Below are 25673 nucleotides of genomic sequence, written 5' to 3'. Positions count from 1 at the left end.
TTTTACCGGTTGAAGTGCTGGCGGTACGCAGCAATCGCCGCCACCGTTGTGCACAAGAGGCCGTGAACCCGTGCGAAGTCGGCGACTTCATGGCCGCGCGCCATCGTCCCATCGGGGTTCATGAGTTCGCACAGCACGCCTGCAGGGGTGAGGCCGGCGAGCATCGCGAGGTCCACTGCAGCTTCGGTGTGACCATCGCGCTCCAGCGTTCCGCCCTCGCGCGCAATCAGCGGAAAGACATGGCCGGGGCTCACGATCTCGCTGCGCTCCAGCGTGGATCGCATCGCGCACTGGATCGTCTGCACACGATCGACCGCGGACACACCGGTCGTCACGCCATGCGACGCTTCGATCGACTGGGTGAACGCGGTCGCAAAGCGCGAACGGTTGACCTCCACCATCGGTTTCAGGCGCAGCTCGCTGGCCTTGCCGGGCGGTATGCACAGGCACACGATGCCGCTGCCATCGCGAATCATCATCGCCATCACGGCGGGACTCAGGCGGTCGGCAGCGCAGATGAGATCGGCCTCGTTCTCGCGATCAGCGTCGTCCAGCACGAGCACGGGACGACCGGCTGCGATGGCGTCGATGATGTCGTCGACATCGGCCAGGGGAATGGTGTCGTTGGCGGACACCGGTGGGGTCGTTGTATTGGCAACTGACATGAAACGCTCCTGTTGATTGAACAAAAACGCCTCAAGGCACAAGAACGCCGCAGCGCTTCCCCCTGCGAAGGACGCAAGCGGAAATGCAGCAGCACATCGCCGCGCACGATCCAGCAAGACTGGCCCATGCGGCGGCGACATCTTCTTTCATCCGGACTATGACCGTCGGCCCCAGATTTGGACTGGGTCTGCTGACCCGCGCTGACTTGGCAACAGAAGTTGCAAACCGTGCGCGGCGCTCGCGGGCTTGCGGCTTTCACCGCCTACCGCCGGTGGGGAATTTCGCCCCGCCCTGAAGACCGGGCCAATATAGCGCGGCGTCAGAAAACCTGCAGGCGCCAAGGTGACCCTGGGCTATAGTTGGTCGCAATGGAGACAGGCCGTGGCAGTTGATGACGGTGACCGCGGCCAGCAGCCCGAGTCGCATGCGCTGAACAGGCGAAAGCCGAACGCCCTTGTGCGCCGCGCATCGGTCGCGCATCGACGCGCCTCGCGGCTCGATCCTGTTGTTCGCGGCCTGCTCTGGTCGGCCGCAGCGGGCCTGCTCTTCACCGTGCTCAACACAATGATGCGTTCGCTGGCGATGGAGCTCCATCCATTCCAGACCCAGTTCCTGCGCTATTTTTTCAGCCTGGTTGTCATGATGCCGCTGGTGATTCGCGCCGGCATCGCAACTTACAGGCCGGTGAAGATCTCCGGTCACTTCACGCGAGGGGGCGTGCACACACTGGGCCTGGTCCTGTGGTTTGCAGCGTTGCCGCACATCACCATCGCCGACACCACCGCACTGAGCTTCACCGGCCCGATCTTCATCATGCTGGGCGCGGCGTGGTTCTTTGGAGAACGCATGCGCTGGGACCGCTGGGTCGCGGCCATCATCGGCTTTGCCGGGGTCCTGATCGTGGTCGCGCCCAAGCTCACGGGTGTCGGGGGTGGCTGGTCGCTGCTCATGCTCGCTTCATCGCCTGTGTTCGCTGCGTCGTTCCTGCTGACCAAGGCACTCACACGGTACGAGAAGCCCGGCGTGATCGTGGTGTGGCAGTCGATCACGATCACGCTCATGAGCCTGCCGCTGGCCTTGCCCTTCTGGCAAGCGCCAACCATGTTTCAGTGGTTCATATTTCTGCTGTGCGGAATTCTGGGGGCGTCGGCGCACTACTGCCTCACGCGCTCGTTCCTGGCTGCCGACATCTCGGCCACGCAATCCGTGAAGTTTCTCGAACTGGTCTGGGCATCGCTGCTGGGATGGCTGGTCTTTACCGAAACGCCAAGTCGCACCACGCTCATCGGTGGAGTGGTGATCTGCGCGGCCACGCTCTGGATCGCGCGGCGCGAAGCACGAGGGTCGGTTCGCGCTCCGGGTTAGGCGGAGTCTTTCGGCGCGTTGGCGATGCCGCTTGCCACATGCCCCGAAGGCACATGGCGCGCCGCATGATTCACGTGCCCGGTCTGGTCGTCGAAGAAGAAGTCGGGCTCGAACTCGCGCAGGAACTCGCCCTTGGGAAGGCCGCCCAGGAACATCGCTTCATCCACCCGAATATCCCAGTTCATGAGCGTGCGAATCGCGCGCTCGTGCGCGGGCGCGCTGCGCGCGGTGACCAGCGCCGTTCGCAGGCCCATCGCCGGTGTGCTGGCCTGCTGCAGCCGGTGCAGCGCTGCGAGCAGTGGCTTGAAGGGGCCTTCGGGCAAAGGCAGGCTCGCCTTGCTCATTTCGTGCTGCTGGAAAGCATCGAGCCCGTGCGACTGGAACACGCGCTCGGCTTCATCCGAGAACAGCACCGCATCACCGTCGAATGCAATGCGCACTTCGTTGGGATGGTTGCTGCCCGCCAGCACCGATTCGGTGAGCACGCGCGCTGCAGGAAAGCCTGCTGCCAGCGCCTCGCGCACATCCTCTGCATTGGCCGAGAGAAACAGGTTGGCGCGCAGCGGACGCAGGTACTTGAAGGGCGATCGGCCCTGGGTGAACACACCGCGTTCGAGCTTGATCTGGTTGGCCGTGCCCGAACGAAAAATGCGCATGCCCGACACCGGATCGTTGCGCGAGAGGATCACAGCCTCGACACGCTGCGTCGATGTGTCGTTGAACGCGAGCAATTTCTTGACGAGCGAAAAAGCGATGCCCGGTTTGGCTGCTGTATCGAGGCGCTCAAGTTGCAGCTCCATGTAGCGCTTAGGGTCGCCGCTTTCGAAGATCGCGTTCTCTTCCTCGAAGTTGAAGAGCGCACGCGATGAGATCGCCACTACCAGTTTGTCGTCGAGGGTCACGGACATGGTTGGCTCGATGTTGGCTCAGCGTGCGAACTGGTTGAGCTGGATGATCGGCAGCAGCACCGCGAGCACGATCAGCATCACCACCACGCCCATCGACACGATCAGCAGCGGCTCCAGGATGGTGGCCATCTGCATGGCGCGTCTTTGCACTTCGGCGCCGAGCTGGTTGGCTGCGCGCTGCAGCATGTTGGGCAACTGGCCGGTCTGCTCGCCGAGCCGCGCGAACATTGCGAGCAGACCGGGAAAGCGCTTCTTCTGCGCCATGGCCGAGGCCAGCGGTGCGCCTTCACGCACGAGCACGAGCGCGTCCATTGCATCGGCACGCATCGCCCGGTTGCTGAGTGTTTCGCCGGCGGCTTGCAGGGCCTTCAGGATCGGCACGCCTGCGCCCGCGAGCATGGCCAAGGTACTCGCAAATCGCGCTGCGTTGTAGCCGCGCGAGAGGCGTCCGATGAGCGGAAGTCGCAGCCACGCGGCGTCGAACCGTTCGCGCGTGGCTTCGTTGCGAAGCGCAAGGCGCAGGCCTATGAACCCGACAACGAGGATCGACAGGGCAAGCCAGCCCCAGCTGCGAACGAAGCCGCTGATTGCAAGCATGGCCATGGTGAGAAACGGCAGCGCGCGCTTGCTACCCGCAAACACATTGGCGACCTGCGGCACGACGTACGCCACCAGGAACATCACGATCACGATCGCCACGACGGTGACGATGGCGGGGTAGAGCGCAGCGCCCAGCAGTTTCGCCTTGAGCGCCTGGCTGTTTTCCAGGTCATCGGCCAGGCGTTCGAGCACGGTGCCCAGGTTGCCGCTGGCTTCGCCAGCACCAACGACCGCGATATAGATTTCTGGAAACTCGCGTGGGAAGCGCGCCAGCGCCTTGCCGAATGGCGAACCGGCATTCACCTCTGCGCGCAATGCGGCCACGAGATGGCGTTGCCGCTCGTTCTCGGCTTCTTCTGTCAATGCAGTGAGTGCGCGTTCCAGCGGCAGGCCGGAGGTGATGAGGCCTGACAGCTGACGCGTCCAGATGGCCAGGGCCGTGGCGTTGAAGACCGGTCGCGTGAAGATGCTGGAGGACAGGCCGAAGCTCTGCTCGTTGGCAGCGGCACCTGCGTTGACCGGCACCACTTGCAGCGGCACCAGGGACTGGCCCCTGAGCAGGCTGCGCACGGCCTTGGCCGTGTCGGCTTCCATCACGCCGCGCCGGGTGTCGCCTTGTGCGTCTAGCGCTTCGAATGAGTAGGCTGGCATGCGGCGATTATGTCCCCTCTCCCCTTGGGGAGAGGGTTAGGGTGAGGGTCGACGATCCGTCACGCCGACCGCAGGCGAAACCGCTGCAACTTCCCCGTCTCGGTCCGCGGCAAGCTCGCCACGAACTCGATCTCGCGCGGGTATTTGAATGGCGCGATGCTCGCCTTCACATGGTCCTGCAGCGCCTTGACCATGGCCGCATCGGCCGCGTGGCCGGCCTTGAGCACGCAAAACGCCTTCACGATCATCCCGCGTTCTTCGTCGGGCTTGCCGATCACGCCGCATTCGGCCACCGCAGGGTGCCGCAGCAGGGCGTCTTCAACTTCCGGGCCGCCGACGTTGTAGCCGGCCGTGATGATCATGTCGTCGGCGCGCGCCTGGTAGAAAAAGTAGCCATCGTCGTCCTGCATGAATGCATCGCCGGGGTAATTCCAGCCATCCTTGACGTAGTTGGCCTGGCGTGGGTCGTCCAGGTACTTGCAGCCGGTCGGTCCCTTCACCGCGAGCTTGCCGATGGTGCCGCGCGGCACCTCGCGGCCCTCGTCGTCAACCACCTTTGCGATGTAGCCGGGTACAACTTTGCCCACCGCCCCCGGACGCACATCGCTGGCAGCCGACGAAATGAAGATATGGAACATCTCGGTCGCGCCGATGCCGTCGAGCATCTCGATGCCGCTGGCCTGCTTCCACAACTGGCGCGTGGCATCGGGCAGGCCTTCACCGGCGCTCACTGAAATGCGCAGCTTGCCCACGCCGTGCTCGCGCGCAAACGGCGCCATCTGGCGGTAGAAAGTCGGCGCGGTGTAGCAGATGGTCGCGCCGATCTCGTTGATGGTGCGCACCATCGATTCCGGTGAATACGGCGCATCGGGAAAGTACACGCTGGCACCCGCCCACATCGGAAAGATCAGCAGGCCACCCAGGCCAAAGGTGAATGCGAGCGGCGGCGAGCCCACCACGATGTCGTCGGGCGTTGCCCGCAGCACGTGACGCGGCCAGGCTTCGCACGCGGCCATCACATCGCGATGGGTGTGCAGCGCAGCCTTGGGCTTGCCCGTCGTGCCCGATGTGAACGCCATCAGCGCCACGTCGTCAGCAGCGGTATTGCACGGTGCAACACCGCCATCTTTTTGCGACGACAACACCGCCAGCGAACCGGGTGCATCGAGCGTGTTGAAGGGAATGACAGCGCCAAGCACCGGCCGGTCCTTGCGTGCGAGTTCCAGTTCGTCGATGAGCTTGATATCGCACAGCGCCAGCACGGGCTGCGCCTTGTCGATGATGTCCGCGAGTTCGCGAGCGCGCAGCAGCGGCATCGTCGCCACGGCGATCAATCCCGCCTTCACCACTGCAAGCCATGCGAGCGACATCGCAATCGAGTTGCCGCCGCGCAGCAACACGCGGTTGCCCGGCACCAGGCCATGGTCTTCGGTGAGCACGCGGCAGATGCGATCGACGCGATCGCGCACATCCGCGTAGGTCAGCGTGATGCGGCTGGAGCGAAGCAGCGGACGATTGGCGAAGCCCTTGTCCGCGGCCTTGTCGAGCAGTTCTTCAACCAGGTTCAGCTGCGCCGGAAACTGCAGTTCCGGCAGGTCGAAACGCATGTCGGGCAGCAGTTGCGCCTGCGGCAGGCGGTCGCGCACAAAAGTATCCATGGTGGGTGATCGGTCTCAGGCAGCTTCCACGCGATCGCGCGCGTGGTCTTTCACCTTGCCCAGCAGCTTGTGCAGGGCGGAGATGTCCTTGTCGTTCAGGCCCGCGAACGCATCGACGATCCAGCCTTCATGCTGGTGCGCCATCTCATGGAAGAGCTTGCGGCCCTTGGGCGTCAGGCGCACCCGATAGGCGCGGCGGTCGCCTTCGACGTCCACACGGTCCACCAGTCCTTCGGCCACCAGCTGATCGGTGATGCCGGTGACATTGCCCCCGGTCACCATCATCCGGCGCGACAGCTCGTTCATCTTCAGTCCCTCGGGCGAACGCTCGAGCTGGGCCATGAGGTCAAAGCGCGGCAGCGTGGTGTCGAAGCGCTCGCGCAGGTTGCTGCGAACCTGCTTTTCCACGATCTGCGTGCAGGTGAGCAGCCGAAGCCACAGGCGCAGTGCCTCGGGGTGCTCGCTGTGGGCGCGCGCTTCCAGGTCCATGGGGTGTCCTTGTATTCGTACCTTAAATAGTTTAGGCCTAAACAAATTGCTGTCAACAGCATAGTCCCCGTGGTCAGCTCATCCGCAGCGCACAAAAGGCCACGTTCGGCAGCACACGTTGACGACCCCTGCGGCGTTGGTCAGAATTTCGAGATGGAAACCCTTGTTCGCACCATCGAGTCGCGACTGGCGGACCTGCCGGTGCCCGTCGCCGTGCGCCTGCCGGCCGGCGAACGGGTCGGTCCCGCGAGCGCTGCGGTGACGCTCTCGTTCAAGGAATGGTCCGGGCTGGTCAGGATGGCCACCGGGCAGATCGGGCGCATGGCCGAGGACTTCGTGGAAAGCCGCCTGCAACTCGAAGGGCGCATGCGTGACTTCATGGCCGTGGCCGCGCGCCTGCTGCGTGACACGCCCGTCAACCGTGAATCGAACTGGCTGGTGCAGATGCTGCGCCGCGCGCGATCGCTCGCTGCGCATGCAACGCCAGAGCGTGACGCACAGCAGATCGAGTTCCACTACGACGTCTCCGACGATTTCTACGCGCTGTGGCTGGACCCGCGCCGCGTCTATTCCTGTGCCTACTACCAGGACGCGGCCATGACGCTGGCGCAAGCGCAGGAGGCCAAGCTCGACTACATCTGCCGCAAGCTCATGCTTCGGCCCGGTGATCGCTTCCTGGACATCGGGGCGGGCTGGGGCGGGCTGCTGCTGTGGGCCGCGCAGCACTATGGTGTCAGCGGCAAGGGCATCACCCTGTCGAAGAACCAGCTGGCCCATGTGCAGCGGCTGATCGAAGACAAGGGCCTGCAGGGCCGCGTGCAGATCGAGCTGCGCGACTACCGCGAGCTCGATGAGCCGCAGGCCTACGACAAGATCTCGTCAGTGGGCATGTTCGAGCATGTGGGGCAGGCCAACATGCCGGCTTATTTCAAGACGATCCACACGCTGCTCAAACCGGGTGGCCTGGTCATGAACCACGGCATCACGGCCGGTGGCGTGCATGAGGGGGAGCTGGGTGCGGGCATGGGTGAATTCATCGAGAAGTACATCTTTCCCGGTGGGGAACTGCTGCATGTCAGTCACGTGCTCAAGGACCTCGCGATGTCGGGCCTTGAAATGGTGGACACGGAAAATCTGCGGCCGCATTACGCGCGCACCTTGTGGGCATGGTCGGACGCGCTCGAAGCTCAGCTGGAGCAGGCCCAGCGAGTCCTGGGTGCTACCGGCGATGACACGCGGGGCGACAAGGTGCTGCGCGCCTACAGGCTGTACCTGGCAGGCAGCGCGATGTGTTTCGAGCAGGGCTGGATTTCGCTGCATCAAATGGTTGCATCGCGGCCGGACGGCCAGCCTCAAACAGGCGCGTTGCGGGGCGCACAATCGAGCTATCCATTCAACCGCGAGTACATGTATTCATGCTCTACAAGTTCAAATCGAAAGCCGCCGGCGACGTGATCATGCTGGAGCCCAACGGCAAGCAGGTGCTGCAGCTCATCGGCAAGGATGCCGGTGCAAAGGGGATCATCGAACCGTCGCAGATGCACGCAGCTATCGCAGCGCTGGAGTCGGCGATTGCGAAAGAAGAAACGGACCGTGACGCGGAAGGTGCAGAGAAGGCCGACGGCATTTCACTCAAGCAGCGAGCTCTGCCGCTGATCGACATGATGCGCCGCGCAAAGGCAGCGGACGAAGAGATCGTCTGGGGCGTGTGAGCCCCTTCAACCTCAGTCGACCTTCGCGCCCGAAGCTTTCACCACCTGCGCCCACTTCTTGTGCTCGGCATCGATGTGCCTGGCGAACTCAGCCGGTGTATTGCCGCTCGGAATCGCGCCCTGCGCAACCATCTTCTCCTTGATGGCTGCTGTACCCAGTGACTTCGCAACTTCCTGCTGGATGCGATTGACGATGTCCGGCGGGGTGCCCGCGGGCGCCAGCAATCCAAACCACGAAGTCGCGTCGAAGCCCTTGAGCCCGCCCGCTTCTTCCATCGTCGGCACATCGGGCAGCGCAGTGGAACGCTGAAGGCTGGTCACAGCCAGTGCCTTGAGCTTGCCGGCGCGAATGTGCGGCAGCGCCGACGGCAGGTTGTCGAACATCACGTCCATCGTGCCGCCGATCAGGTCGAGCAGTGCAGGCCCGGAGCCCCGATACGGAAAGTGAACCATGAACGTGCCGCTCATCGTCTTGAACAGCTCTCCGGCCAGATGGATCGAGGTGCCGTTGCCGCTGGACGCCATGTTGAGCTTGGCCGGATTGGCCTTGGCGTACTTGATGAAATCGCGCACGTTGTTGATGCCCATGGTGCGCGCCTTTTCGGCGGGCATCACCATCACGTTGGGCACGCCTGCAACCAGCGTCACCGGTGCGAAGTCCTTGATCGGGTCGAAGGGCAGCTTGTCGTAGAGCGCGCGGTTGATGCCGTGCGTGCCGACGGTTCCCATGAGCAACGTGTAACCATCGCCGGGTGATTTGGCGACAATCTCGGCGCCCACGTTGCCACCGGCACCGGCGCGGTTATCGACGATGAACTGCTGGCCGAATGCCCTGGACAACTCAGGTGCAACTGCACGCGCGAGGATGTCGGTGGTGCCGCCTGCGGCGAACGGGACCACGATGCGCACCGGCCTGTTCGGCCAGGCGCTTTGCGCGTATGCCGGCAAGGCGCTCGCGCCCATGGAAGATGCAATCAGCGCCAGCGCTGCACGGCGGGTTGTGAAGGAAGTGGTGTGCTTCAAGTCGGGTCTCCTTGTTGTCGTGTGCCAATGGTAAGCGCGCGGGCGCACAAAAAAGGGCTGCACGCGGCAGCCCTTGATTGTCGGATCGGGTGACGATCAGTCGGCGTAAACGCCGGCAGCCTTGATGATCGGGCTCCACTTGGCGATTTCGGCGGCGACGAACTTCTTGTGCTCTGCCGGCTCCACGCGCTTGTCCACCACGACCACGGCGCCCAGGCCTTCCTGCTTCTTGATGAACTCGGGGTCCTTGAGTGCGACCTTGAGTGCGTCGTTCAGCCGCTTCTGGACGTCAGCCGGTGTGCCCTTGGGGGCGTACAGGCCATGCCAGATCGAGACGTTGAAGTCCTTCAGGCCCGACTCCTGCAGCGTTGGCAGGTCCTTGAGTGCGGGCGTCGTCAGGCGCTTGGGCGAGGTCACTGCAAAACCCTTGACCTTCCTGGCTTCGATCTGCGAGGTGGTGTTGGTGGTCTGGTCGCACATGATGTCGATCTGGCCGCCGATCAGGTCGGTCATCGCAGGGGCCGTGCCCTTGTACGGAACCGGTGTCATGTCGGTCTTGACGGCTTCCTGGAACAGCAGGCCGCACAGGTGCGAGGCCGAGCCCACGCCAGCATTGCCCAGGTTGATCTTGCCCTTGTTCTGGCCGATCCAGACGGCCAGTTCCTTGTAGTTGTTCGCAGGCAGGCTGGGCTTGCCGATGAGGGTCATGGGCACGTCGTTGATCATGCCCAGGTATTCGAAGTCGCTCTCGACCTTGAAGGGGATGTTGCGAACCAGCGTGGGCATGGTGCCCATGCCGATGTGGTGCACGAGCAGCGTGTAGCCGTCGTTGGATGCCTTGGCAACCTTGTTGGCGCCGATGGAGCCGCCCGCGCCGGCAGCGTTGTCCACGACGACAGTGGCGCCACCCAGCGGCTTGCGCAGGGCTTCGGCCAGGTCACGCGCCACACGGTCGGTCGGCCCGCCGGCTGCGAACGGAACGACGAGCGTGATGATCTTGTCCTTGACCGGGAAATCCGCGGCATGGGCGCTGAGCGTGACCGATGCGAGCAGGGCGATTGGCGTGAGCGCCTTCAGTAGTTTTTTCATGCGGATGTCTCCTTCAATGTGCAGTCAGGCAATGGTAGTGAGCGGCGCACACTAACGCATCGCGGGTTCTACTTACCGCAACTCCCGGGAAAGCCCCTACCGATGAGTGCTACTTGTAGCTTCTCGCGTCTTCGATGACCTTGCCATCGTTGGGCAGGGTGCCCGGCGCGAGCAGCAGTACGTCGCCGCGCAGCTTGGTCACATCACGGATGGCCTCGCCAATTCGGGCGTCCAGGCCTTGCGGGGCGTCGGCGGCTTCAACCTTCAGCGTCATCACGTCGTTGGCCATCTCGCCGCTCACGACCAGACGCGCCTTGAGCACTTCGGGAAAGCGCCGCGCAATGTCGGCGACCTGCGCGGGATGCACGAACATGCCGCGAATCTTGGTGGTCTGGTCGGCGCGACCCATCCAGCCCTTGATGCGGGTGTTGGTGCGGCCCGTCGGGCACTGCCCCGGCAGCAGGGCCGACAAGTCGCCGGTTCCGAAACGGATGAGCGGATAAGCCGCATTGAGCGTGGTCACGACCAGCTCGCCCACTTCACCTTCGGGCACCGGCTCGCCGGTCCCGGGTCGCACGATCTCGACGATCACGCCTTCATCCAGCACCAGGCCCTGGCGCGATTGAGTCTCGTAAGCGATGAGTCCCAGATCGGCTGTCGCATAGCTCTGATACGCAGATACGCCATGCTGCGCGAACCAGTCGCGCAATGTGGGTGGCAGCGCCTCGCCGCCGGTGAGTGCTTTCTTCAGGCTGGAGATATCGCTGCCTGCTTCGATCGCTTTTTCGATCAGGATGCGCAGAAAGCTCGGCGTGCCGGTGTACGCATCCGGGCGCAACTCGGCAATGGCCTGCAACTGCTGTTCGGTCTGGCCGGTGCCCGCAGGAAACACCGTGCAGCCCACGGCATGCGCGCCCGATTCCATGATGAACGCGCCAGGCGTCATGTGATAGCTGAAGGCGTTGTGCACCAGGTCGCCTGCGCGAAAGCCCGCGGCATACATCGCGCGGGCGGCGCGCCAGTAGTCCGCGTCCTTGCCCTCCGGCTCGTAGATCGGGCCGGGTGACGAGAACACGCGCTGCATCTGCGGGCCGCGCTTGAGCGCAGAGAAGCCGCCGAACACATCGGTGCGATCGGATGCGCGCTGCTGCTCGAACAGTTCGTGCTTGCGCGTGACTGGAAGCGTTGCCAGTGCTGCGCGTGACTGGACGGCGGATGCGTCAACGCCCTGGAGGATGCGCGTGAAAGCCGGCGCCGATGCCTGCGCATGTGCAACGAGGCCGGGCAACGCCGCCATCAACTGGCGTTCCCGCTCGGCAGCGTCGCGGCTTTCCAGCGCGTCAAAAAATTCGTTCACTCTTTCACCTTCCTCAGGCAAGCCAACGCTTGCGCCGCTTGTAGCTCTTCACATCCCTGAATGACTTGCGCTCACCGCCGCCCACGCCGAGGTAGAACTCTTTCACGTCCTCGTTGGTCGCCAGTTCAGTCGCCGGGCCGTCCATCACGACGCGGCCGCTTTCCATGATGTAGCCGTAGTCGGAATACTTCAGCGCCATGTTGGTGTTCTGCTCGGCCAGCAGGAAGGTGACGCGCTCCTTGGTGTTCAGGTCTTTCACGATCTCGAACACTTCCAGCACGATCTGCGGCGCGAGCCCCATCGAAGGCTCATCGAGCAGCACCATCGAGGGGTTGGCCATCAATGCACGACCGATCGCGCACATCTGCTGCTCGCCGCCCGAGGTGTAGGCGGCCTGCGATGTGCGGCGCGTCTTCAGGCGCGGAAAGTAGGTGTAGACCTTGTCCAGGTTCGCCGCGACCTCGCCCTTGCTCTTGCGCGTGTAGGCGCCGGTGAGCAGGTTCTCCTCGATCGTGAGGTGGGCGAAGCAGTGACGGCCTTCCATGACCTGCACCACGCCGCGCTGCACCAGGTCTGCGGGCGAGAGGTTTTCGATGCGCTCGCCGCGCAACTCGATCGAGCCCTTGGTCACCGCGCCGCGCTCGCCCTTGAGCAGGTTCGACACGGCGCGCAAGGTGGTCGTCTTGCCTGCGCCGTTGCCGCCCAGGATCGCGACGATGCTGCCTTCGGGCACCTGCAACGACACGCCCTTGAGCACGAGGATCACGTGGTTGTAGATGACCTCGATGCCATTGACGTTAAGAACGATGTTGGGTTTTTCCATTTGATGGGATTCCTTTGCAAGCACTGCGCGCAGCGCTTGCAAAGAACCTGTCATTGCGGCCTTGAGCCGGAATCCAGACGGCGCCTGATCAGTTGCCGTCTGGATTGCGGGTCGAGCCCGCAATGACAGCCTGTTTCAGGACTGGCAATCAGCCGGCGTCCGGCGGCTCAGCTTTTTCTCGCTGGCGTACTTTTCTGCGGAGGTCTTGACCAGCGGGCGGATCACTTGCTCGTCGGCCTGCAGCCAATCCGAGCTCCAGGTGAACTTCGCGCCGTCCCAGGTGTGCACCCGGGCCCATGCCGAGCCCATGTGGTCGGCGCAGCTGGTCGACACGGGGCGCATCACGCCCTTGAAGCCCAGCCCATCGAGCTTGGCTTGCGTGAGGTTCAGGTTCTCGTAGCCCCAGCGAGCCTGTTCGCCGGTGATGACCTTGCCCTTGCCGAAGCGGTCCTGCGCTGCACGCACACCTTCGGTCGCCAGCAGGGCGCCGATCACGCCGCGCATGTAAAGCACGCTGCCCACTTCTTCCTTGGGTCCGGTGCCCTGGCCCTTGGCATGCACCTTCTCCAGGATCTCCTTGACCACCTGGGACTGCGGCTCGGCACCGTGCTGCATCATCACCGCGCTGTAACCCTTGGCACCGGCACCGACGTCACGCAGGTCCGGCTCGGCGCCCGACCACCACGTGCCGAACATCTTCTCGCGCGGATAGCCGACCGCCTGCGCTTCCTTGATCGCGGTGGGCGTCATAACGCCCCAGGTCTGCAGGATCACGTAGTCGGGCTGCTGCTGGCGCACCTGCAGCCAGGTGGCCTTCTGCTCCACGCCAGGGGCGGCAATCGGCAACAGCTGAAGCGTGAAACCGTACTGCGCCGCGCGCTCCTGCAGGATCGGCAGCAGTTCCTTGCCGAAGGGGCTGTCGTGATAGCCCACGCCGATCTTCTTGCCCTTGAGCTTGTCCATGCCGCCGGCCTGCTTGCCGATGTGCTGCAGCACGGTGTCGCCGGCCACCCAGTAGTGACCGATCAACGGGAAGTTCCACTTGAACACCTGGCCGTCGGCGGAGTCGCTGCGCCCGTAGCCAGACGTGATCATCGGGATCTTGTCGTTGGGGATTTTCTCGGTCAGCGCGAACGTGATGCCGGTGGACAGGGGTTGGAACACCGTCGCGCCGCCATGCTTGCCCTTGAGGCGCTCATAGCACTCCACGCCGCGCGCTGTGTCGTAGGCGGTTTCGCATTCCTCGGTCAGGGTCATGACGCCGTTGATGCCGCCCCGGGCGTTCACCAGTTTCATGTAGTCGTTGTGGCCGTTGGCCCAAGGCGTGGCATTGGGCGCCACCGGCCCGGTGCGGCCGGTCAGCACCGGAAAGAACTGCTGTTTGGCCTGGGCCATGGCAGCGCCGGTGGAAAGCACGCCTGCGCCCACGGCCATTGCGAATACGAGTTGACGAAGTTTCATGGTTGTCTCCTGGTGATGACGAGAAAATCGTTGTCGGTGCTGCCGACTTTCAGTGGGGAAAAGGCCAAAGGCGCAGTTTCTGCTTGCCCGTGCTCCAGAGCCGGGCCAGACCATGCGGCTCCACGATCAGGAACCACACGATGAGCGCGCCAAAGATCATGAGTTCGGCGTGCGAGATGCCTGCTGTCGAAATCTCGACGCCGACGAGGCTGCCCAGTAGCGGCAGCATCTGGTTGAGCAGAATCGGCAACGTGACGATGAATGCGGCGCCGAAAAAGCTGCCCATGATGGAACCCAGCCCGCCAATGATCACCATGAACAGCAGGCGAAATGACTGGTCCACCGAGAAGGCCGCCGGCTCCCAGGAACCGAGGTAAAGAAAGCCCCAGAGCGCGCCTGCGACTCCGATGATGAAGGAGCTCACGGCGAAGGCGGTGAGCTTGGCATACACCGGCCGGATACCGATCACAGCGGCCGCGACGTCCATGTCGCGGATCGCCATCCACTCGCGCCCGATCGCGCCGCGCACCAGGTTCTTGGCCAGCAGCGCGATCACCGCGAGCAACGAAAGGCAGAACAGGTACTTGGCGAGCGGCGTCTCCAGCGACATGCCGAAGGCGCTCAGGTTCGACACCGACACACCGCCCGATGAGGAGTCGTTGGTGAACCATTTGATGCGCAGGAACATCCAGTCGGAGAAGAACTGCGCAGCGAGGGTGGCCACGGCCAGGTACAGGCCTTTGACCCGCAGGCTCGGCAGCCCGAAGAGGATGCCGAAAAACGTGGCGCACACGCCGCCCAGCAAGATGGCGACCAGCATGGGCATGTCCGGCACGCGCACGAAGAAATTGAACGCGCCGTACGCTCCGACGGCCATGAACGCGCCGGACCCCAGCGAGATCTGACCGCAATAGCCCACGAGGATGTTCACGCCGATCGCTGCCATCGAAAAAATCAGGAAGGGCAGCAAGATGGCGCGTACCGCGTAGTCGCTGGCGAGCAGCGGCACCAGCACGAAAGCGGCGACCAGCACGAGGCCGACCGCGATGCGGTCCTGCACGATCGGGAAGATTTGCTGGTCCGCCCGGTACGTGCTTTTGAATTGTCCGTTTTCCCTGTAGAACATGCTCAGACCCGATCGATGATTTTTTCGCCGAAAAGTCCCTGCGGACGAACCAGCAGCACAGCCAGGGCGAGCACGTAGGCGAACCAGATTTCGATGCCTCCGCCCACCAGGGGGCCGATGTACACCTCCGAAAGTTTCTCCCCGACGCCGATGATGAGACCACCGAGAATGGCACCGGGGACCGAGGTCAGGCCGCCCAGGATCACCACGGGCAGCGCCCGCAGCGCCACGGTCGACAGCGAGAACTGCACGCCCAGCTTGCTGCCCCAGATCATCCCGGCCACCAGCGCCACGATCCCCGCGACGCACCACACGATGACCCAGATGCGCGCCAGCGGTATGCCGATGGACTGCGCGGCCTGGTGATCGTCAGCCACCGCGCGCAGCGCGCGCCCCGTGGCGGTTTTCTGGAAGAACAGCGCGAGCAGCCCGACCAGGGCGGCTGCGATGAGTGCGGCGATCAGGTCTTCCTTGTTGATCAGGATGCCGCCCGGAAAGGTCGACTGGAACGCCATCACCGGGTCCTTGGGCATGCCGATGTCGATCTTGTAGATGTTGCTGCCGAACAGCGTCTGGCCTACGCCTTCGAGGAAGTAGGTGATGCCCAGCGTAGCCATGAGCAGCGTGGCGCCTTCCTGGTTCACCAGGTGGCGCAGCACCAGATACTCGATCAGCCACGCGACGACGAACATGATCGCGGCGGCGATGATGAAAGCGGCAACGTTGGCGACGATCTTGTTCTCGATGCCGGTCCAGGCCGGAAACCATTCGGCGAACCGCGCCATCGCGAGGGCGGCGAACAGCACCATGGCTCCCTGCGCGAAATTGAAGACGCCCGAGGCCTTGAAAATGAGAACGAAGCCCAGCGCCACGAGCGAATACAGCATGCCGGCCATCAGCCCGCCGAGCAGTGTTTCCAGAAAGAATCCCATGTGGCTGTCGTCCTATTCGCTGGTTCCCAGGTAGGCCTTGATGACCTCCGGGTTGTTTCGCACTTCATCGGGCGTGCCGTCGCCGATCTTCTTGCCGTAGTCGAGCACCACGACGCGGTCGCTGATGTCCATCACCACGCCCATGTCGTGCTCGATCAGCACCACAGTCGTTCCGAACTCGTCGTTCACGTCCAGCACGAAGCGGCACATGTCCTGCTTTTCTTCCACGTTCATGCCCGCCATCGGCTCGTCGAGCAGCAGCACCTGCGGCTCCATCGCGAGCGCGCGGCCCAGGTCCACCCGCTTTTGCAGTCCGTAGGGCAGTTGGCCCACCGGTGTCTTGCGAAAGGCCTGTATCTCCAGGAAGTCGATGATGTGTTCGACGAACTCGCGATGGCGCATCTCTTCGCGTTCGGCCGGGCCGATGCGCAGCGCCTGCATGAAGAGATTGCTCTTGATGCGCAGATTGCGGCCGGTCATGATGTTGTCGAGCACGCTCATGCCCTTGAAGAGCGCGAGGTTCTGGAAAGTGCGAGCCACGCCCATCACCGCCACCTGGTGGCTGTTCATGTGCTTGAAGGTCTGGCCGCGAAAGGTGATGGAACCCTGCTGCGGCTGGTACACGCCGTTGATGCAGTTGAGCATCGAGCTCTTGCCCGCACCGTTGGGGCCGATGATCGCGCGGATCTCGTGCTCTTTCACATTGAATGAAATGTCCGACAGCGCCTTCACGCCGCCGAAACTCAGCGAGATGTTCTGCACGTCGAGAATCACTTCACCGGTGGTGCGTCCCGGCGGGCCCTGGTCGAGCATGGCTGCTTCGCTCATCATGTTCATGCCGCCGCCTTCACAGGTGCAAAGAGTTTGGTGTCCGCGATCTTCAGCGTGGCGCTCACGCTGCCGGTGCGGCCGTCTTCGAACTTCACTTGCGTTTCGATGTACTGCTCGGTCTTGCCGCCATACAGCGCATCGACCAGCACGTCGTACTTCTCGGCGATGAAGCCGCGGCGAACCTTGTTGGTTCGCGTGAGTTCGCCGTCATCCGCGTCCAGCTCCTTGTGCAGCACCAGGAAGCGGCTGATCTGCGAACCCGCCAGCAGCGTGTCGGCCGCCAGGTCGGCATTGACCTTCTCCACGCAATCGCGGATCAGCTCATACACCTCGGGTTTTTGCGCGAGGTCGGTGTAGCCCGCATACGGCAGGTTGCGGCGCTCGGCCCAGTTGCCCACGGCATCGAAGTCAATGTTGATCATCACGCAGACCTTCTCGCGGCCGTCGCCATAGGCCACGACTTCCTTGATGTACGGGAAGAACTTGAGCTTGTTTTCCACATACTTGGGCGCGAACATGGCGCCGTCGTTGGCACCGCCCGAAATGCGGCCCACGTCTTTCACGCGGTCGATGATCTTGAGGTGTCCGTGCGCATCGATGAAGCCTGCATCGCTGGTGTGATACCAGCCGTCGGCGGTGAGCACTTCGGCGGTGGCCGCAGGATTCTTGTAGTACTCCTTGAGCAGGCCCGGCGACTTGACCAGGATCTCGCCGTTGTCCGCGACCTTGATTTCCACGCCGCTGATCGGAATACCCACCGTGTCGGCACGCGCCTGGTCGTCAGGCTGCAGGCAGACGAACACGGCAGTCTCGGTCGAGCCATACAACTGCTTGATGTTGATGCCGATCGAGCGATAGAAACTGAACAGGTCCGGCCCGATCGCTTCGCCCGCCGTATAGGCGACCTTCACGCGCGAAAAGCCCAGGTTGTTGCGCAGCGGGCCATACACCAGCAGGTTGCCCAGCGAATACATCAACCGGTCCCATGCGCCGACGGGCTTCTTGTCCATGAGCGCGGGGCCGACCTTGCGCGCCACATCCATGAACGCATGGAACATCTTGCGCTTGATCCAGCCCGCATCTTCCATCCGGATCATCACCGTGGTGAGCAGGCCCTCGAACACGCGAGGCGGTGCGAAGTAATAGGTCGGTCCGATCTCTTTCAGGTCGATCATCACGGTGGCGCTGGACTCGGGGCAATTCACCACGTAGCCGCACGCCAGCCACTGCGCGTAGCTGAAGATGTTCTGCCCGATCCATGCGGGCGGCAGGTAGGCCAGCACTTCTTCGTGCGATGTGAGCTTGTCGAAGATCGCGCCGGCATGGCCGCGGTCGAGCAGCGTGCGATGCGTGTGGACCACGCCTTTGGCATTGCCGGTCGTGCCCGATGTAAAGAACATCGCAGCCACGTCGTCAGGCTGCGCGTTCGCAACTTCATCGGTATAGAACGAAGGATGCTCTTTCGCAAATGCGGCGCCCGATTCGATCAGCGCGTCCAGCGATTGCAGACCCGGCTCTGCATACTTGCGCAGGCCTCGCGGATCATCGAAATAGATCGCGCAAACCTGCGGGCATTGCTCGCGCACTTCGAGCAGCTTGTCCACCTGTTCCTGGTCTTCAGCGAACGCGAACCGCACGTCCGCGTTGTTGATTGGGAACACGCACTCGGCAGCGACGGCGTCCTGGTACAGCGGAATCGGGATGGCGCCGAGCGACTGGGCCGCCAGCATCGTGGCGTACAGGCGCGGCCGGTTGGCGCCCACCACCACCATGTGCTCCCCGCGCGCCAGGCCCGCGCGATGCAGGCCGCATGCGATCTGCGACACCAGCGTTGCCATGGCCGACCATGTGTGCGTCTGCCAGATGCCGTATTCCTTCTCGCGCATCGCGGCATCGGCCGGACGCTCGGCGGCATGTTTGAGCAGCAGGCGCGGGAACGTGGTCTCCATTCGCGGGTGTCCTTTTGTGTTCGAGTCAGTAGCGAGTACGCGACTTGGGCGGATGCTAGGCCGGGGTTTGACGCCATGGTGTCTTTGCGACGACATTCCTAGGGAATGTCCTAGTAGGGCTTGCGCCGACGGCTGCGCGCCGTACCCTCACGCCAGCAACAACTGATTGACTGCAAGTGGCCACCGATCTCACGCTTCACCAGCGCCGCCGCGCGCCGACCTCGCAAGAGCTCGCCGGCATCCCGTGGCTGGCTGTCCTGCAGCCTGGCGAGCGCGAGCGCGCGGTGCGCGAAGTCGCCGTCAGCGATGCAATGGCCGGCGACTTCGTGTGCCGTGTGGGCAGGCCCGTGACCTACTGGTTCGGTGTGATCGAGGGACTGCTGAAAATGAGCAGCGACAACGCCGAAGGCCAGACCATGACGTTCTCGGGGTTGCCGCCCGGTGGCTGGTTCGGCGAAGGCACCGTGCTCAAGCGCGAGACCTACCGCTACAACATCCAGGCGCTGCGCAAAAGCGTGATCGCCGGCATTCCGGCCGATACCTTTCACTGGCTGCTCGATCACTCCATTGGCTTCAACCGCTTCGTGATGAACCAGCTCAACGAGCGGCTGGCGCAGTTCATCGCAGCGCGCGAGATCGACCGCATGAACAACCCGGATCTGCGCGTGGCACGCAGCCTCGCGTCGCTGTTCAATCCGGTGCTTTTTCCAGGTGTCGGCCATGTGCTGCGCATCACGCAGCAGGAGCTGGCGTACCTGGTGGGCCTGTCGCGCCAGCGTGTCAATGAGGCCCTCGCGGCGCTCGAATCGCAGGGCACGATCCGGGTGGAGTACGGCGGTTTGCGCATCCTGGACCTGCAGGCCTTGCGGTCCAGTGTTGTGGTCCGCCCGACGCAGCAGACACATCTTTAACGGGAGGTAAAGTGGGTTTCGCAGGTGCAGTCAGCGGCGCACAATGACGCTCATGAAGCGACGCACATTCCTACCCGTTGTTCTCGGTTTTCAGTTCGCCGCCAGCGGCCTCGCGTTCGCGCAAGGCGACGGCGATGAAGGCGCACGGCGCCAGGCCATGGAAGCTGCCGAGCGCGCCAAGCGCGAGAAGGCCGCGCGCCCTGCGCCCGCGCAAGTGCCCGGGCAAGTGCAACCCGCGCGGCCACCCGAACAGCGGCGCAGCGAGCAGGAACGCAGGGGCGCTGAAGCCCCTCGCCGTGATGACCGCCGGGGCGATCCGCGCTACGTTCAGGAGGCCCCGCGCAATGACTTTCGGCACGACGGCAGGCAGGGTGGCGCGCCCGACTGGAATCGTGACGGGCGGCCGGATGGGCATCGCGATGGCAGATGGGATGGCAACAGGGACGGCAATAGGGACGGCAATCGCCGTGGCTATCGCGACGATCCCCGTCACTGGAGTCCGCAGACGCGCCACGACTGGCGCGGCGCGGGTCCGGGCTACCGCTATTACCGGGGCGACCGCCTTCCCTATGAATATCGCCAGCGGCGCTACCTGATCCAGGATTGGCGGCCGTATTACCTGTACGCACCGCCTCGCGGTTATTACTGGGTGCACTGGGGCGACGACTTCCTGCTCGTGGAAATCGCGACCGGTCTCATCGTGCAGATCCTGCTGGGCAACTGAGAGCGCGGGCCGCGAAGGTTAATCCGGCCTATAGCCGGTCGCGTTGACGAATGTCAACGCGGGCTCGCGCCACAGGGCTACTGTGGGGTTGCATGCAATGGGGCATGCCAACCCGATGGAGGCCCTCATGAAACATACCGAATATCTCGCCGCTCTTGTGGCGCTTTCCCTTGCGCTTGCTGCGCCGGTGTCCGCCCAGGGCGACGGTGACCAGGAGGCGCAGCGCAAGGCCTTCAGGGATGCACAGCGCTACAACCAGCGACAGGCGCAACGCCCCGACCAGCGGCAGGCGCAACGCCCGGGTCAGCCACAGGTGCGTCCTGACCAGCGCCGGGCGCCAGGCAACTGGCAGCCTCCTGTGCAGCGTGCAGGCCCGCCCGACCAGTGGCGCGGTGATCGCAGAGGCAATGAACGCGGGGCAGGGCCGGATCGTCGTTTCTACCGCGGCGACCGGCTGCCGCTGGAATACCGTCATTACAACTACATCGTCGACGACTGGCGCGGCCACTACCTGCCTGCGCCGCCTCGCGGCTACTACTGGGTCCAGGTCGGCGCCGACTATGTGCTGGTGGCGATTGCGACCGGCATCATCTTGCAGCTGCTGCTGAGCAACTGACGCTTTGCCGGTCGCACTGCGCCTTTCGGGGCTGGCATCCATGCTGACTCACCTGCCAGGGCCGCTCGCCGGCCTGGCTTTGGCGCTCGGCGGCTGCGCGAGCGGGCCTGCGCCCACCGGTGCACCGCTGCCATTGGACGTGCCAGCGGCCTGGTCGCAAGGCGAGGCCGCAGATCGTGCCGGCCCGTCCGCGTTGTCGCAGTGGTGGTTGCGCCTGGACGACCCGCTGCTCGCGCGGCTGGTTGCCGATGCGCTGCGGTCCAACCACACCATCGCGATCGCGCAGGCCTCGCTCGCGCAGGCACGCGCCCAGCGCGAAACGGCGGCCGCCGGGCTGCTGCCTGCCCTGGACGGCTCGGCTTCGGCCGGTCGCAGCCGCTCGGGCGGCGGCAGTGCATCGAACAGTTTTCGCATCGGGCTCGACGCGGCCTGGGAGCTCGATGTTTTCGGCGGCAAGCAAAGCGCGGTCGCGGCGGGTGTTGCGGTCGAACGCGCCGGTGCCGCCAACCTGGGCGACGCGCGGGTCTCGATCGCTGCCGAAGTCGCGCTGGGCTATATCGCGCTGCGTAGCGGCCAGGCGCGGCTCGCAATCGCACTGGACAACCTGGCGAGCCAGCAGGAACTCCTGCAGATCACGCAGTGGCGGCTGCAGGCAGGACTTGTGTCTTCGCTCGAAGCGGAGCAGTCGCGCGCGGCAGCCGAACAGTCGCGTGCACAGGTGACGGTTCTGCGCGCAGCCAACCAGCAACTTGTTCATGCGCTTGCGACACTGACCGGGCGGCCGCCGATGGCGTTGTCGGGCCAGCTCGATTCGCCTGGACCCATTCCCGCAGCGCCGGCTGGCATGGCGCTCAGTCTGCCTGCGGACACCTTGCGCCAGCGGCCTGACATTCGTGCTGCCGAGTACCAGGTGGTGGCCGCATCGGCCCGGGTTTCGCAGGCCCATGCCCAGACCCTTCCCAGCTTCCGGCTGGCCGGCTCGCTCGGCCTGAATGCACTCACCCTCGGATCGCTGACCAGCGGCGCATCGGTGGCGAGCTCGTTGCTCGCAGGCCTTGCATGGCCGCTGTTCGACGGTGGGGCCGGGCGGGCGCAAGTACGCGCGCAGCAGGCGGCCATGGATCAAGCCGTTGCGGCCTATCGCGGCGCCGTATTGACGGCACTGAAGGAGGTCGAAGACGCACTGGTGGCGCTGCGCAGCGACCGCGAGCGCCTGGCACACCTGCAGCAAGCCGCTGGCGCCGCCGCCAACGCGGCACTGATGGCGCGGCAGCGCTATTCGAGCGGGCTGGTGGACTTTCAGGTGGTGCTGGAAACGCAGCGCAACCAGCTCTCCACGCAAGACAGCGTCGCCGGTGCGGCAGCCGATGTGACCGCCGACCATGTGCGTCTTTACAAGGCGCTGGGCGGCGGCTGGCAGCCCGATGACGACACGACGCTGGCGCCCACGCCGGCAGGAAGCGCCCCCTCATGAACAGTCCCCTTCCCGCATCTGCGTCGCAACCGGCCGCCGCCCAGCCCGAGAGTCCGGCTGACATCGCGTCCCTGGATGACGGCTCGACCGTGCACCCCTGGTATCGCCGCCCGACGCTGTGGGCCGCCGCCCTGCTGGTGGTGGCGCTGATCGCCGGCGCCTGGTACTGGCAGGTTCGCCAGTCCGCCAACGCGGCCCCCAGCTACATCACCCAGCCCGTGGGGCGCGGCAACCTGACACTGACCGTCACGGCCAACGGCACGCTGCAGCCGACCCGTGCCATCAACATCGGCAGCGAACTCTCGGGCACCGTGCTCAAAGTCCACGTGGACGTGAACGACCGGATTCGCAAGGGCCAGGTCCTGGTCGAGCTCGACACCGCAAAGCTCAACGACCAGATCCTGCGTTCGCGCGCGTCGGTGGCCGCGGCCAACGCGCGGGTCGCCCAGTCGGCCGCAACGGTGCGCGAGGCGCGGGCCGGCCTGGCGCGATTCGAGGAGGTTTCGCAGCTGTCCGGCGGCAAGGTTCCCTCGCGCGCCGAAATGGATGGCGCACGGGCCACGCTCGCCCGTGCGGTGGCCGATGAGACGAGCGCGCGCGCCGGTGTGGCCGATGCGCAGGCGGCTCTTTCCACCGACGGGATCAATCTTTCGAAGGCGTCGATCCGCGCCCCGTCTGATGGCGTCATCCTCACCCGCAATGTCGATCCCGGCAATGCGGTGGCGGCGTCGCTTCAGGCCGTGACACTGTTCTCCGTCGCCGAGGACCTGTCCAAGCTGCGCCTGCAGGTTTACGTCGATGAAGCCGATGTCGGCTCGGTGAAGGCCGGGCAGCCGGCCACCTTCACGGTGAGTGCGTACCCCGGCCGTCAATACCCGGCCACGATCACGCGCGTGGCCTTCGGCTCGACCATCACGGACAACGTGGTCACCTATCTCACGCACCTGGATGTGAACAACGCCGACCTGAGCCTGCGCCCCGGCATGACCGCGAGCGCCAACATCATCGCGGTGCAGCGTAACGACGTGCTGCTGGTGCCCAACAGTGCGCTGCGCTTCGAGCCCGTTGACTCGGCGGCGGCAGCGGCCACGCAACCGGCGGCCAGCGGTGGCATCGTGGCCCGCCTCACGCCCCGCATGCCGCGACGTGCGCGCAATTCGGGCTCGGCAACCACAGACCAGCCGGGCGCTGCTGCCCGCCGCGTGTGGGTGCTGCAGGATGGCAAGGCCGCGCCACTGTCGGTGATGGCAGGCATCAGCGACGGCCGCATGACCGAAATCACGTCGGGGGACCTCAAGGCGGGTATGCAGGTCATCGTCGACCAGAAGACCGCGGCCGCACCATGAGCGCAACGGCGCAGGTGCCGCTCATCCGCTTGCGCGGCGTGACCCGGGTTTATGGCAGCGGGCAGGCCGAGTTGATGGCGCTCAAGGGCATCGACCTGGACATCCAGGCCGGCGAGTTCGTCGCGATCATGGGACCGAGCGGTTCGGGCAAATCGACTGCGATGAACATCATGGGCTGCCTGGATACCCCCAGCGCGGGCGAGTATCTCTTTCGTGGCGCCCACGTCGAGCGTCTGTCGCGCGACGAGCGTGCCTTGCTGCGCCGCCGTTACCTGGGCTTCGTGTTCCAGGGCTTCAACCTGCTGGCACGCACCTCGGCCCAGGAGAACGTCGAGCTGCCGCTGCTGTACCGGGGCGAGAGCGCAGCCGTGCGGCATGCATCGGCGGCCAGGGCGCTGGAGTCCGTCGGGTTGCATGGATGGGAGACTCACACCCCGGCAGAGCTTTCGGGCGGCCAGCAGCAGCGCGTTGCGATCGCGCGCGCACTGGTGACGCAACCGGCAGTGCTGCTGGCCGACGAACCCACCGGCAACCTCGATACCCAGAAAAGCCGCGAGATCATGGAGCTGCTGCGCGACCTCAATGTGAACCACGGCATCACGGTGCTGATGGTCACGCACGAGGCCGACATGGCCGCCTACGCGCGGCGCGTGGTGCGTTTCGTCGACGGCCTCATCGAGAGCGACACGACCAACGCGGCCACGCCGCAGCAGCACTGATGCTGGTCAACACGCTGTTCCTCGCATTGCGCTCGATCCGGCGCAACCTGCTGCGATCGTTCCTCACGATTCTGGGCATCGTCATCGGTGTCAGCGCCGTGATCACCATGGTCACGCTCGGCAACGGCGCCACGCGGGCGGTGCAGATGCAGATATCCAGCCTGGGCACCAACCTGCTGATGGTGCGGCCCGGCCAGCGGCAGGGACCGGGCGGGCCCGGCGGTGGCGCACCTGCGTTCAAGGAATCCGACGGCGATGCCATCCTCGCGCAGATCGGTGGCGTCGAAGCCGTGGCCCCCGAAGCGCGCACCAATGTCACCGTGGTGGGCAACGGGCGCAACTGGTCCACCAGCGTCATCGGCAGCACCAACGCGTGGTTCGACACAGGCAACTGGAAGCTGGCTTCGGGACGCCAGTTCGAAGGCGATGAGCTGCAATCGGGCGGCGCGGTCTGCATCATCGGCGAGACGGTACGGCGCGAGATCTATGGCGCCACGCGCGGCCTGGGCGAGCAATTGCGTATCAAGCAGTTCTCATGCGCCGTGGTCGGCGTGCTCGCCGGCAAGGGACAGGGCGCGATGGGCAACGACCAGGACGACACCGTGCTGGTGCCGCTGCGCACGTTGCAGCGCCGGGTCACCGGCAACCAGCGCATCAACACGCTGCTGGTGTCCATGCAGGATGCCAGCGACGCCACCCGGCTCAAGCAGAGCCTCACGCAACTGCTGCGCGAGCGCCGCAAGCTCGCAGCCGGCGATGACGACAACTTCAACGTGCTGGACACGCAGCAACTCGCAGAGACGCTCTCGGGAACCACGCAGGTGATGACGATGCTGCTGGGCGCCGTGGCCGCAGTGAGCCTGCTCGTGGGCGGCATCGGCATCATGAACATCATGCTGGTGAGCGTGACGGAACGCACCCGAGAGATCGGCCTGCGGCTGGCCATCGGCGCGCTCGAACGGGATGTGCTGCTGCAGTTCCTGATCGAGGCCGTGGTGCTCGCGGCGCTGGGCGGCATCGTGGGCATCGCCATCGCGGCTGCCATGTCCATCGGGCTGGCTGCGGCGATGGACGTGCCCTTTCTCTTTGATCCGCTGACCAACGTGTTGTCGTTCGTGTTCGCCGCCTGCATCGGCGTGCTGTTCGGTTACTTCCCCGCGCGGCGCGCAGCCCGCATGGACCCGATCGAGGCGCTGAGGCACGAGTAGCGGCGACAATCGGCAGCGTCACGTACCCACAGGAC

24 protein-coding genes and 1 riboswitch are annotated in these 25673 nt (G+C 64.7%); of the genes, 10 read left to right on the top strand and 14 right to left on the bottom strand.

Annotation, left to right across the window (positions count from 1 at the left end):
* Positions 1-2: 2 nt before the first annotated feature.
* On the bottom strand, positions 3-665 hold the full coding sequence (gene ribB / locus AQ12_RS20060) for a 3,4-dihydroxy-2-butanone-4-phosphate synthase (RefSeq protein ID WP_048441739.1): 663 nt from the start codon (positions 663-665) through the stop codon (positions 3-5).
* A gap of 135 nt (positions 666-800) precedes the next feature.
* A riboswitch (FMN riboswitch) is annotated at positions 801-969 on the bottom strand.
* A 78-nt stretch (positions 970-1047) separates the two neighbouring features.
* Here ribB and AQ12_RS20055 point away from each other — a divergent pair.
* A complete protein-coding gene (locus AQ12_RS20055) occupies positions 1048-2031 on the top strand; it encodes a DMT family transporter (protein ID WP_238587778.1) in 984 nt (327 codons plus the stop codon).
* Here the strand turns inward: AQ12_RS20055 and AQ12_RS20050 are convergent.
* From AQ12_RS20050 to AQ12_RS20035, 4 genes are read right to left on the bottom strand one after another with little or no spacing between them, the layout of a single operon-like run.
* The gene (locus tag AQ12_RS20050) at positions 2028-2939 is read right to left on the bottom strand and encodes a 5'-nucleotidase (protein ID WP_048441738.1); all 912 of its coding nucleotides are present in this window, start codon (positions 2937-2939) and stop codon (positions 2028-2030) included. The two genes, AQ12_RS20055 and AQ12_RS20050, sit on opposite strands and share 4 nt — an antisense overlap.
* 18 nt (positions 2940-2957) lie before the next feature.
* Complete coding sequence (gene gspF / locus AQ12_RS20045) at positions 2958-4190, bottom strand: type II secretion system inner membrane protein GspF (protein WP_048441737.1); 1233 nt, start codon at positions 4188-4190, stop codon at positions 2958-2960.
* Between the two features lie 59 nt (positions 4191-4249).
* Positions 4250-5848 carry an AMP-binding protein gene (locus AQ12_RS20040; protein WP_048441736.1) on the bottom strand — a complete coding sequence of 533 codons (1599 nt, stop codon included), beginning with the start codon at positions 5846-5848 and terminating at the stop codon, positions 4250-4252.
* A gap of 15 nt (positions 5849-5863) precedes the next feature.
* The gene (locus tag AQ12_RS20035; RefSeq protein ID WP_048441735.1) at positions 5864-6337 is read right to left on the bottom strand and encodes a MarR family winged helix-turn-helix transcriptional regulator; all 474 of its coding nucleotides are present in this window, start codon (positions 6335-6337) and stop codon (positions 5864-5866) included.
* 153 nt (positions 6338-6490) lie between these two features.
* Between AQ12_RS20035 and AQ12_RS20030 the strand changes: the two genes are divergently transcribed.
* Positions 6491-7792 carry a class I SAM-dependent methyltransferase gene (locus AQ12_RS20030; protein ID WP_048441734.1) on the top strand — a complete coding sequence of 434 codons (1302 nt, stop codon included), beginning with the start codon at positions 6491-6493 and terminating at the stop codon, positions 7790-7792.
* The gene (locus AQ12_RS20025; protein ID WP_048441733.1) at positions 7753-8049 is read left to right on the top strand and encodes a DUF1840 domain-containing protein; all 297 of its coding nucleotides are present in this window, start codon (positions 7753-7755) and stop codon (positions 8047-8049) included. Before AQ12_RS20030 ends, AQ12_RS20025 begins: the two co-directional genes overlap by 40 nt.
* Positions 8050-8061: 12 nt before the next feature.
* On the opposite strand, the gene AQ12_RS20020 is transcribed toward AQ12_RS20025, so the two are convergent.
* The 9 genes from AQ12_RS20020 to AQ12_RS19980 form a co-directional block, all read right to left on the bottom strand.
* The gene (locus AQ12_RS20020; RefSeq protein WP_048441801.1) at positions 8062-9012 is read right to left on the bottom strand and encodes a tripartite tricarboxylate transporter substrate binding protein; all 951 of its coding nucleotides are present in this window, start codon (positions 9010-9012) and stop codon (positions 8062-8064) included.
* A 156-nt stretch (positions 9013-9168) separates the two neighbouring features.
* Positions 9169-10161 carry a tripartite tricarboxylate transporter substrate-binding protein gene (locus AQ12_RS20015; protein ID WP_048441732.1) on the bottom strand — a complete coding sequence of 331 codons (993 nt, stop codon included), beginning with the start codon at positions 10159-10161 and terminating at the stop codon, positions 9169-9171.
* A 109-nt stretch (positions 10162-10270) separates the two neighbouring features.
* Entirely contained in the window at positions 10271-11518 is a 1248-nt protein-coding gene (locus tag AQ12_RS20010; RefSeq protein ID WP_048441731.1) for a phenylacetate--CoA ligase family protein, read from the bottom strand.
* 13 nt (positions 11519-11531) lie between these two features.
* Positions 11532-12341, bottom strand: a complete 810-nt coding sequence (locus tag AQ12_RS20005; protein ID WP_048441800.1) for an ABC transporter ATP-binding protein — start codon at positions 12339-12341, stop codon at positions 11532-11534.
* A 135-nt stretch (positions 12342-12476) separates the two neighbouring features.
* Complete coding sequence (locus tag AQ12_RS20000) at positions 12477-13802, bottom strand: ABC transporter substrate-binding protein (RefSeq protein WP_048441730.1); 1326 nt, start codon at positions 13800-13802, stop codon at positions 12477-12479.
* Positions 13803-13851: 49 nt separating this feature from the next.
* Entirely contained in the window at positions 13852-14928 is a 1077-nt protein-coding gene (locus AQ12_RS19995) for a branched-chain amino acid ABC transporter permease (protein WP_048441729.1), read from the bottom strand.
* A gap of 2 nt (positions 14929-14930) precedes the next feature.
* Positions 14931-15860 carry a branched-chain amino acid ABC transporter permease gene (locus AQ12_RS19990; RefSeq protein ID WP_048441728.1) on the bottom strand — a complete coding sequence of 310 codons (930 nt, stop codon included), beginning with the start codon at positions 15858-15860 and terminating at the stop codon, positions 14931-14933.
* 12 nt (positions 15861-15872) lie between these two features.
* Complete coding sequence (locus tag AQ12_RS19985; RefSeq protein WP_193388010.1) at positions 15873-16697, bottom strand: ABC transporter ATP-binding protein; 825 nt, start codon at positions 16695-16697, stop codon at positions 15873-15875.
* Positions 16694-18640, bottom strand: a complete 1947-nt coding sequence (locus AQ12_RS19980; RefSeq protein ID WP_048441727.1) for a long-chain fatty acid--CoA ligase — start codon at positions 18638-18640, stop codon at positions 16694-16696. Before AQ12_RS19980 ends, AQ12_RS19985 begins: the two co-directional genes overlap by 4 nt.
* Positions 18641-18816: 176 nt before the next feature.
* Between AQ12_RS19980 and AQ12_RS19975 the strand changes: the two genes are divergently transcribed.
* The 7 genes from AQ12_RS19975 to AQ12_RS19945 all read left to right on the top strand — a co-directional run bounded on the left by AQ12_RS19975 (position 18817) and on the right by AQ12_RS19945 (position 25638).
* The gene (locus AQ12_RS19975; protein WP_152682878.1) at positions 18817-19551 is read left to right on the top strand and encodes a Crp/Fnr family transcriptional regulator; all 735 of its coding nucleotides are present in this window, start codon (positions 18817-18819) and stop codon (positions 19549-19551) included.
* A gap of 52 nt (positions 19552-19603) precedes the next feature.
* Entirely contained in the window at positions 19604-20275 is a 672-nt protein-coding gene (locus AQ12_RS22290) for an RcnB family protein (RefSeq protein ID WP_238587777.1), read from the top strand.
* Positions 20276-20402: 127 nt separating this feature from the next.
* Positions 20403-20891 carry an RcnB family protein gene (locus AQ12_RS19965; RefSeq protein WP_048441797.1) on the top strand — a complete coding sequence of 163 codons (489 nt, stop codon included), beginning with the start codon at positions 20403-20405 and terminating at the stop codon, positions 20889-20891.
* A gap of 40 nt (positions 20892-20931) precedes the next feature.
* Positions 20932-22365: an efflux transporter outer membrane subunit gene (locus AQ12_RS19960; protein WP_048441796.1), complete on the top strand. Its 1434-nt coding sequence runs from the start codon at positions 20932-20934 to the stop codon at positions 22363-22365.
* Complete coding sequence (locus AQ12_RS19955) at positions 22362-23711, top strand: efflux RND transporter periplasmic adaptor subunit (protein WP_048441725.1); 1350 nt, start codon at positions 22362-22364, stop codon at positions 23709-23711. Before AQ12_RS19960 ends, AQ12_RS19955 begins: the two co-directional genes overlap by 4 nt.
* Positions 23708-24430, top strand: a complete 723-nt coding sequence (locus AQ12_RS19950) for an ABC transporter ATP-binding protein (protein ID WP_048441724.1) — start codon at positions 23708-23710, stop codon at positions 24428-24430. Before AQ12_RS19955 ends, AQ12_RS19950 begins: the two co-directional genes overlap by 4 nt.
* Positions 24430-25638, top strand: coding sequence for an ABC transporter permease (locus tag AQ12_RS19945; RefSeq protein ID WP_048441723.1), 1209 nt, complete (start codon positions 24430-24432; stop codon positions 25636-25638). Before AQ12_RS19950 ends, AQ12_RS19945 begins: the two co-directional genes overlap by 1 nt.
* Positions 25639-25673 lie beyond the last annotated feature (35 nt).

It is taken from the genome of Caenimonas sp. SL110, assembly GCF_001044395.1.
GTDB lineage: Bacteria > Pseudomonadota > Gammaproteobacteria > Burkholderiales > Burkholderiaceae_C > Ramlibacter.
This window is presented reverse-complemented; position numbering and strand designations above follow the sequence as displayed.

Excerpts from the sequence above, each read along its gene's own strand:
- AQ12_RS20005 (WP_048441800.1), bottom strand. The coding sequence starts at position 12,341 with ATGGAAAAACCCAACATCGTTCTTAACGTCAATGGCATCGAGGTCATC.
- AQ12_RS20025 (WP_048441733.1), top strand. The coding sequence starts at position 7,753 with ATGCTCTACAAGTTCAAATCGAAAGCCGCCGGCGACGTGATCATGCTG.
- AQ12_RS20035 (WP_048441735.1), bottom strand. The coding sequence starts at position 6,337 with ATGGACCTGGAAGCGCGCGCCCACAGCGAGCACCCCGAGGCACTGCGC.
- AQ12_RS20020 (WP_048441801.1), bottom strand. The coding sequence starts at position 9,012 with ATGGGCGCGAGCGCCTTGCCGGCATACGCGCAAAGCGCCTGGCCGAAC.
- AQ12_RS19995 (WP_048441729.1), bottom strand. The coding sequence starts at position 14,928 with ATGTTCTACAGGGAAAACGGACAATTCAAAAGCACGTACCGGGCGGAC.
- AQ12_RS19985 (WP_193388010.1), bottom strand. The coding sequence starts at position 16,697 with ATGAACATGATGAGCGAAGCAGCCATGCTCGACCAGGGCCCGCCGGGA.
- AQ12_RS22290 (WP_238587777.1), top strand. The coding sequence starts at position 19,604 with ATGAAGCGACGCACATTCCTACCCGTTGTTCTCGGTTTTCAGTTCGCC.
- AQ12_RS20050 (WP_048441738.1), bottom strand. The coding sequence starts at position 2,939 with ATGTCCGTGACCCTCGACGACAAACTGGTAGTGGCGATCTCATCGCGT.
- AQ12_RS19960 (WP_048441796.1), top strand. The coding sequence starts at position 20,932 with ATGCTGACTCACCTGCCAGGGCCGCTCGCCGGCCTGGCTTTGGCGCTC.
- AQ12_RS19980 (WP_048441727.1), bottom strand. The coding sequence starts at position 18,640 with ATGGAGACCACGTTCCCGCGCCTGCTGCTCAAACATGCCGCCGAGCGT.
- AQ12_RS20040 (WP_048441736.1), bottom strand. The coding sequence starts at position 5,848 with ATGGATACTTTTGTGCGCGACCGCCTGCCGCAGGCGCAACTGCTGCCC.
- AQ12_RS20000 (WP_048441730.1), bottom strand. The coding sequence starts at position 13,802 with ATGAAACTTCGTCAACTCGTATTCGCAATGGCCGTGGGCGCAGGCGTG.
- AQ12_RS20015 (WP_048441732.1), bottom strand. The coding sequence starts at position 10,161 with ATGAAAAAACTACTGAAGGCGCTCACGCCAATCGCCCTGCTCGCATCG.
- AQ12_RS20030 (WP_048441734.1), top strand. The coding sequence starts at position 6,491 with ATGGAAACCCTTGTTCGCACCATCGAGTCGCGACTGGCGGACCTGCCG.
- AQ12_RS19950 (WP_048441724.1), top strand. The coding sequence starts at position 23,708 with ATGAGCGCAACGGCGCAGGTGCCGCTCATCCGCTTGCGCGGCGTGACC.
- gspF (WP_048441737.1), bottom strand. The coding sequence starts at position 4,190 with ATGCCAGCCTACTCATTCGAAGCGCTAGACGCACAAGGCGACACCCGG.
- AQ12_RS19945 (WP_048441723.1), top strand. The coding sequence starts at position 24,430 with ATGCTGGTCAACACGCTGTTCCTCGCATTGCGCTCGATCCGGCGCAAC.
- AQ12_RS19955 (WP_048441725.1), top strand. The coding sequence starts at position 22,362 with ATGAACAGTCCCCTTCCCGCATCTGCGTCGCAACCGGCCGCCGCCCAG.
- AQ12_RS19990 (WP_048441728.1), bottom strand. The coding sequence starts at position 15,860 with ATGGGATTCTTTCTGGAAACACTGCTCGGCGGGCTGATGGCCGGCATG.
- ribB (WP_048441739.1), bottom strand. The coding sequence starts at position 665 with ATGTCAGTTGCCAATACAACGACCCCACCGGTGTCCGCCAACGACACC.
- AQ12_RS19965 (WP_048441797.1), top strand. The coding sequence starts at position 20,403 with ATGAAACATACCGAATATCTCGCCGCTCTTGTGGCGCTTTCCCTTGCG.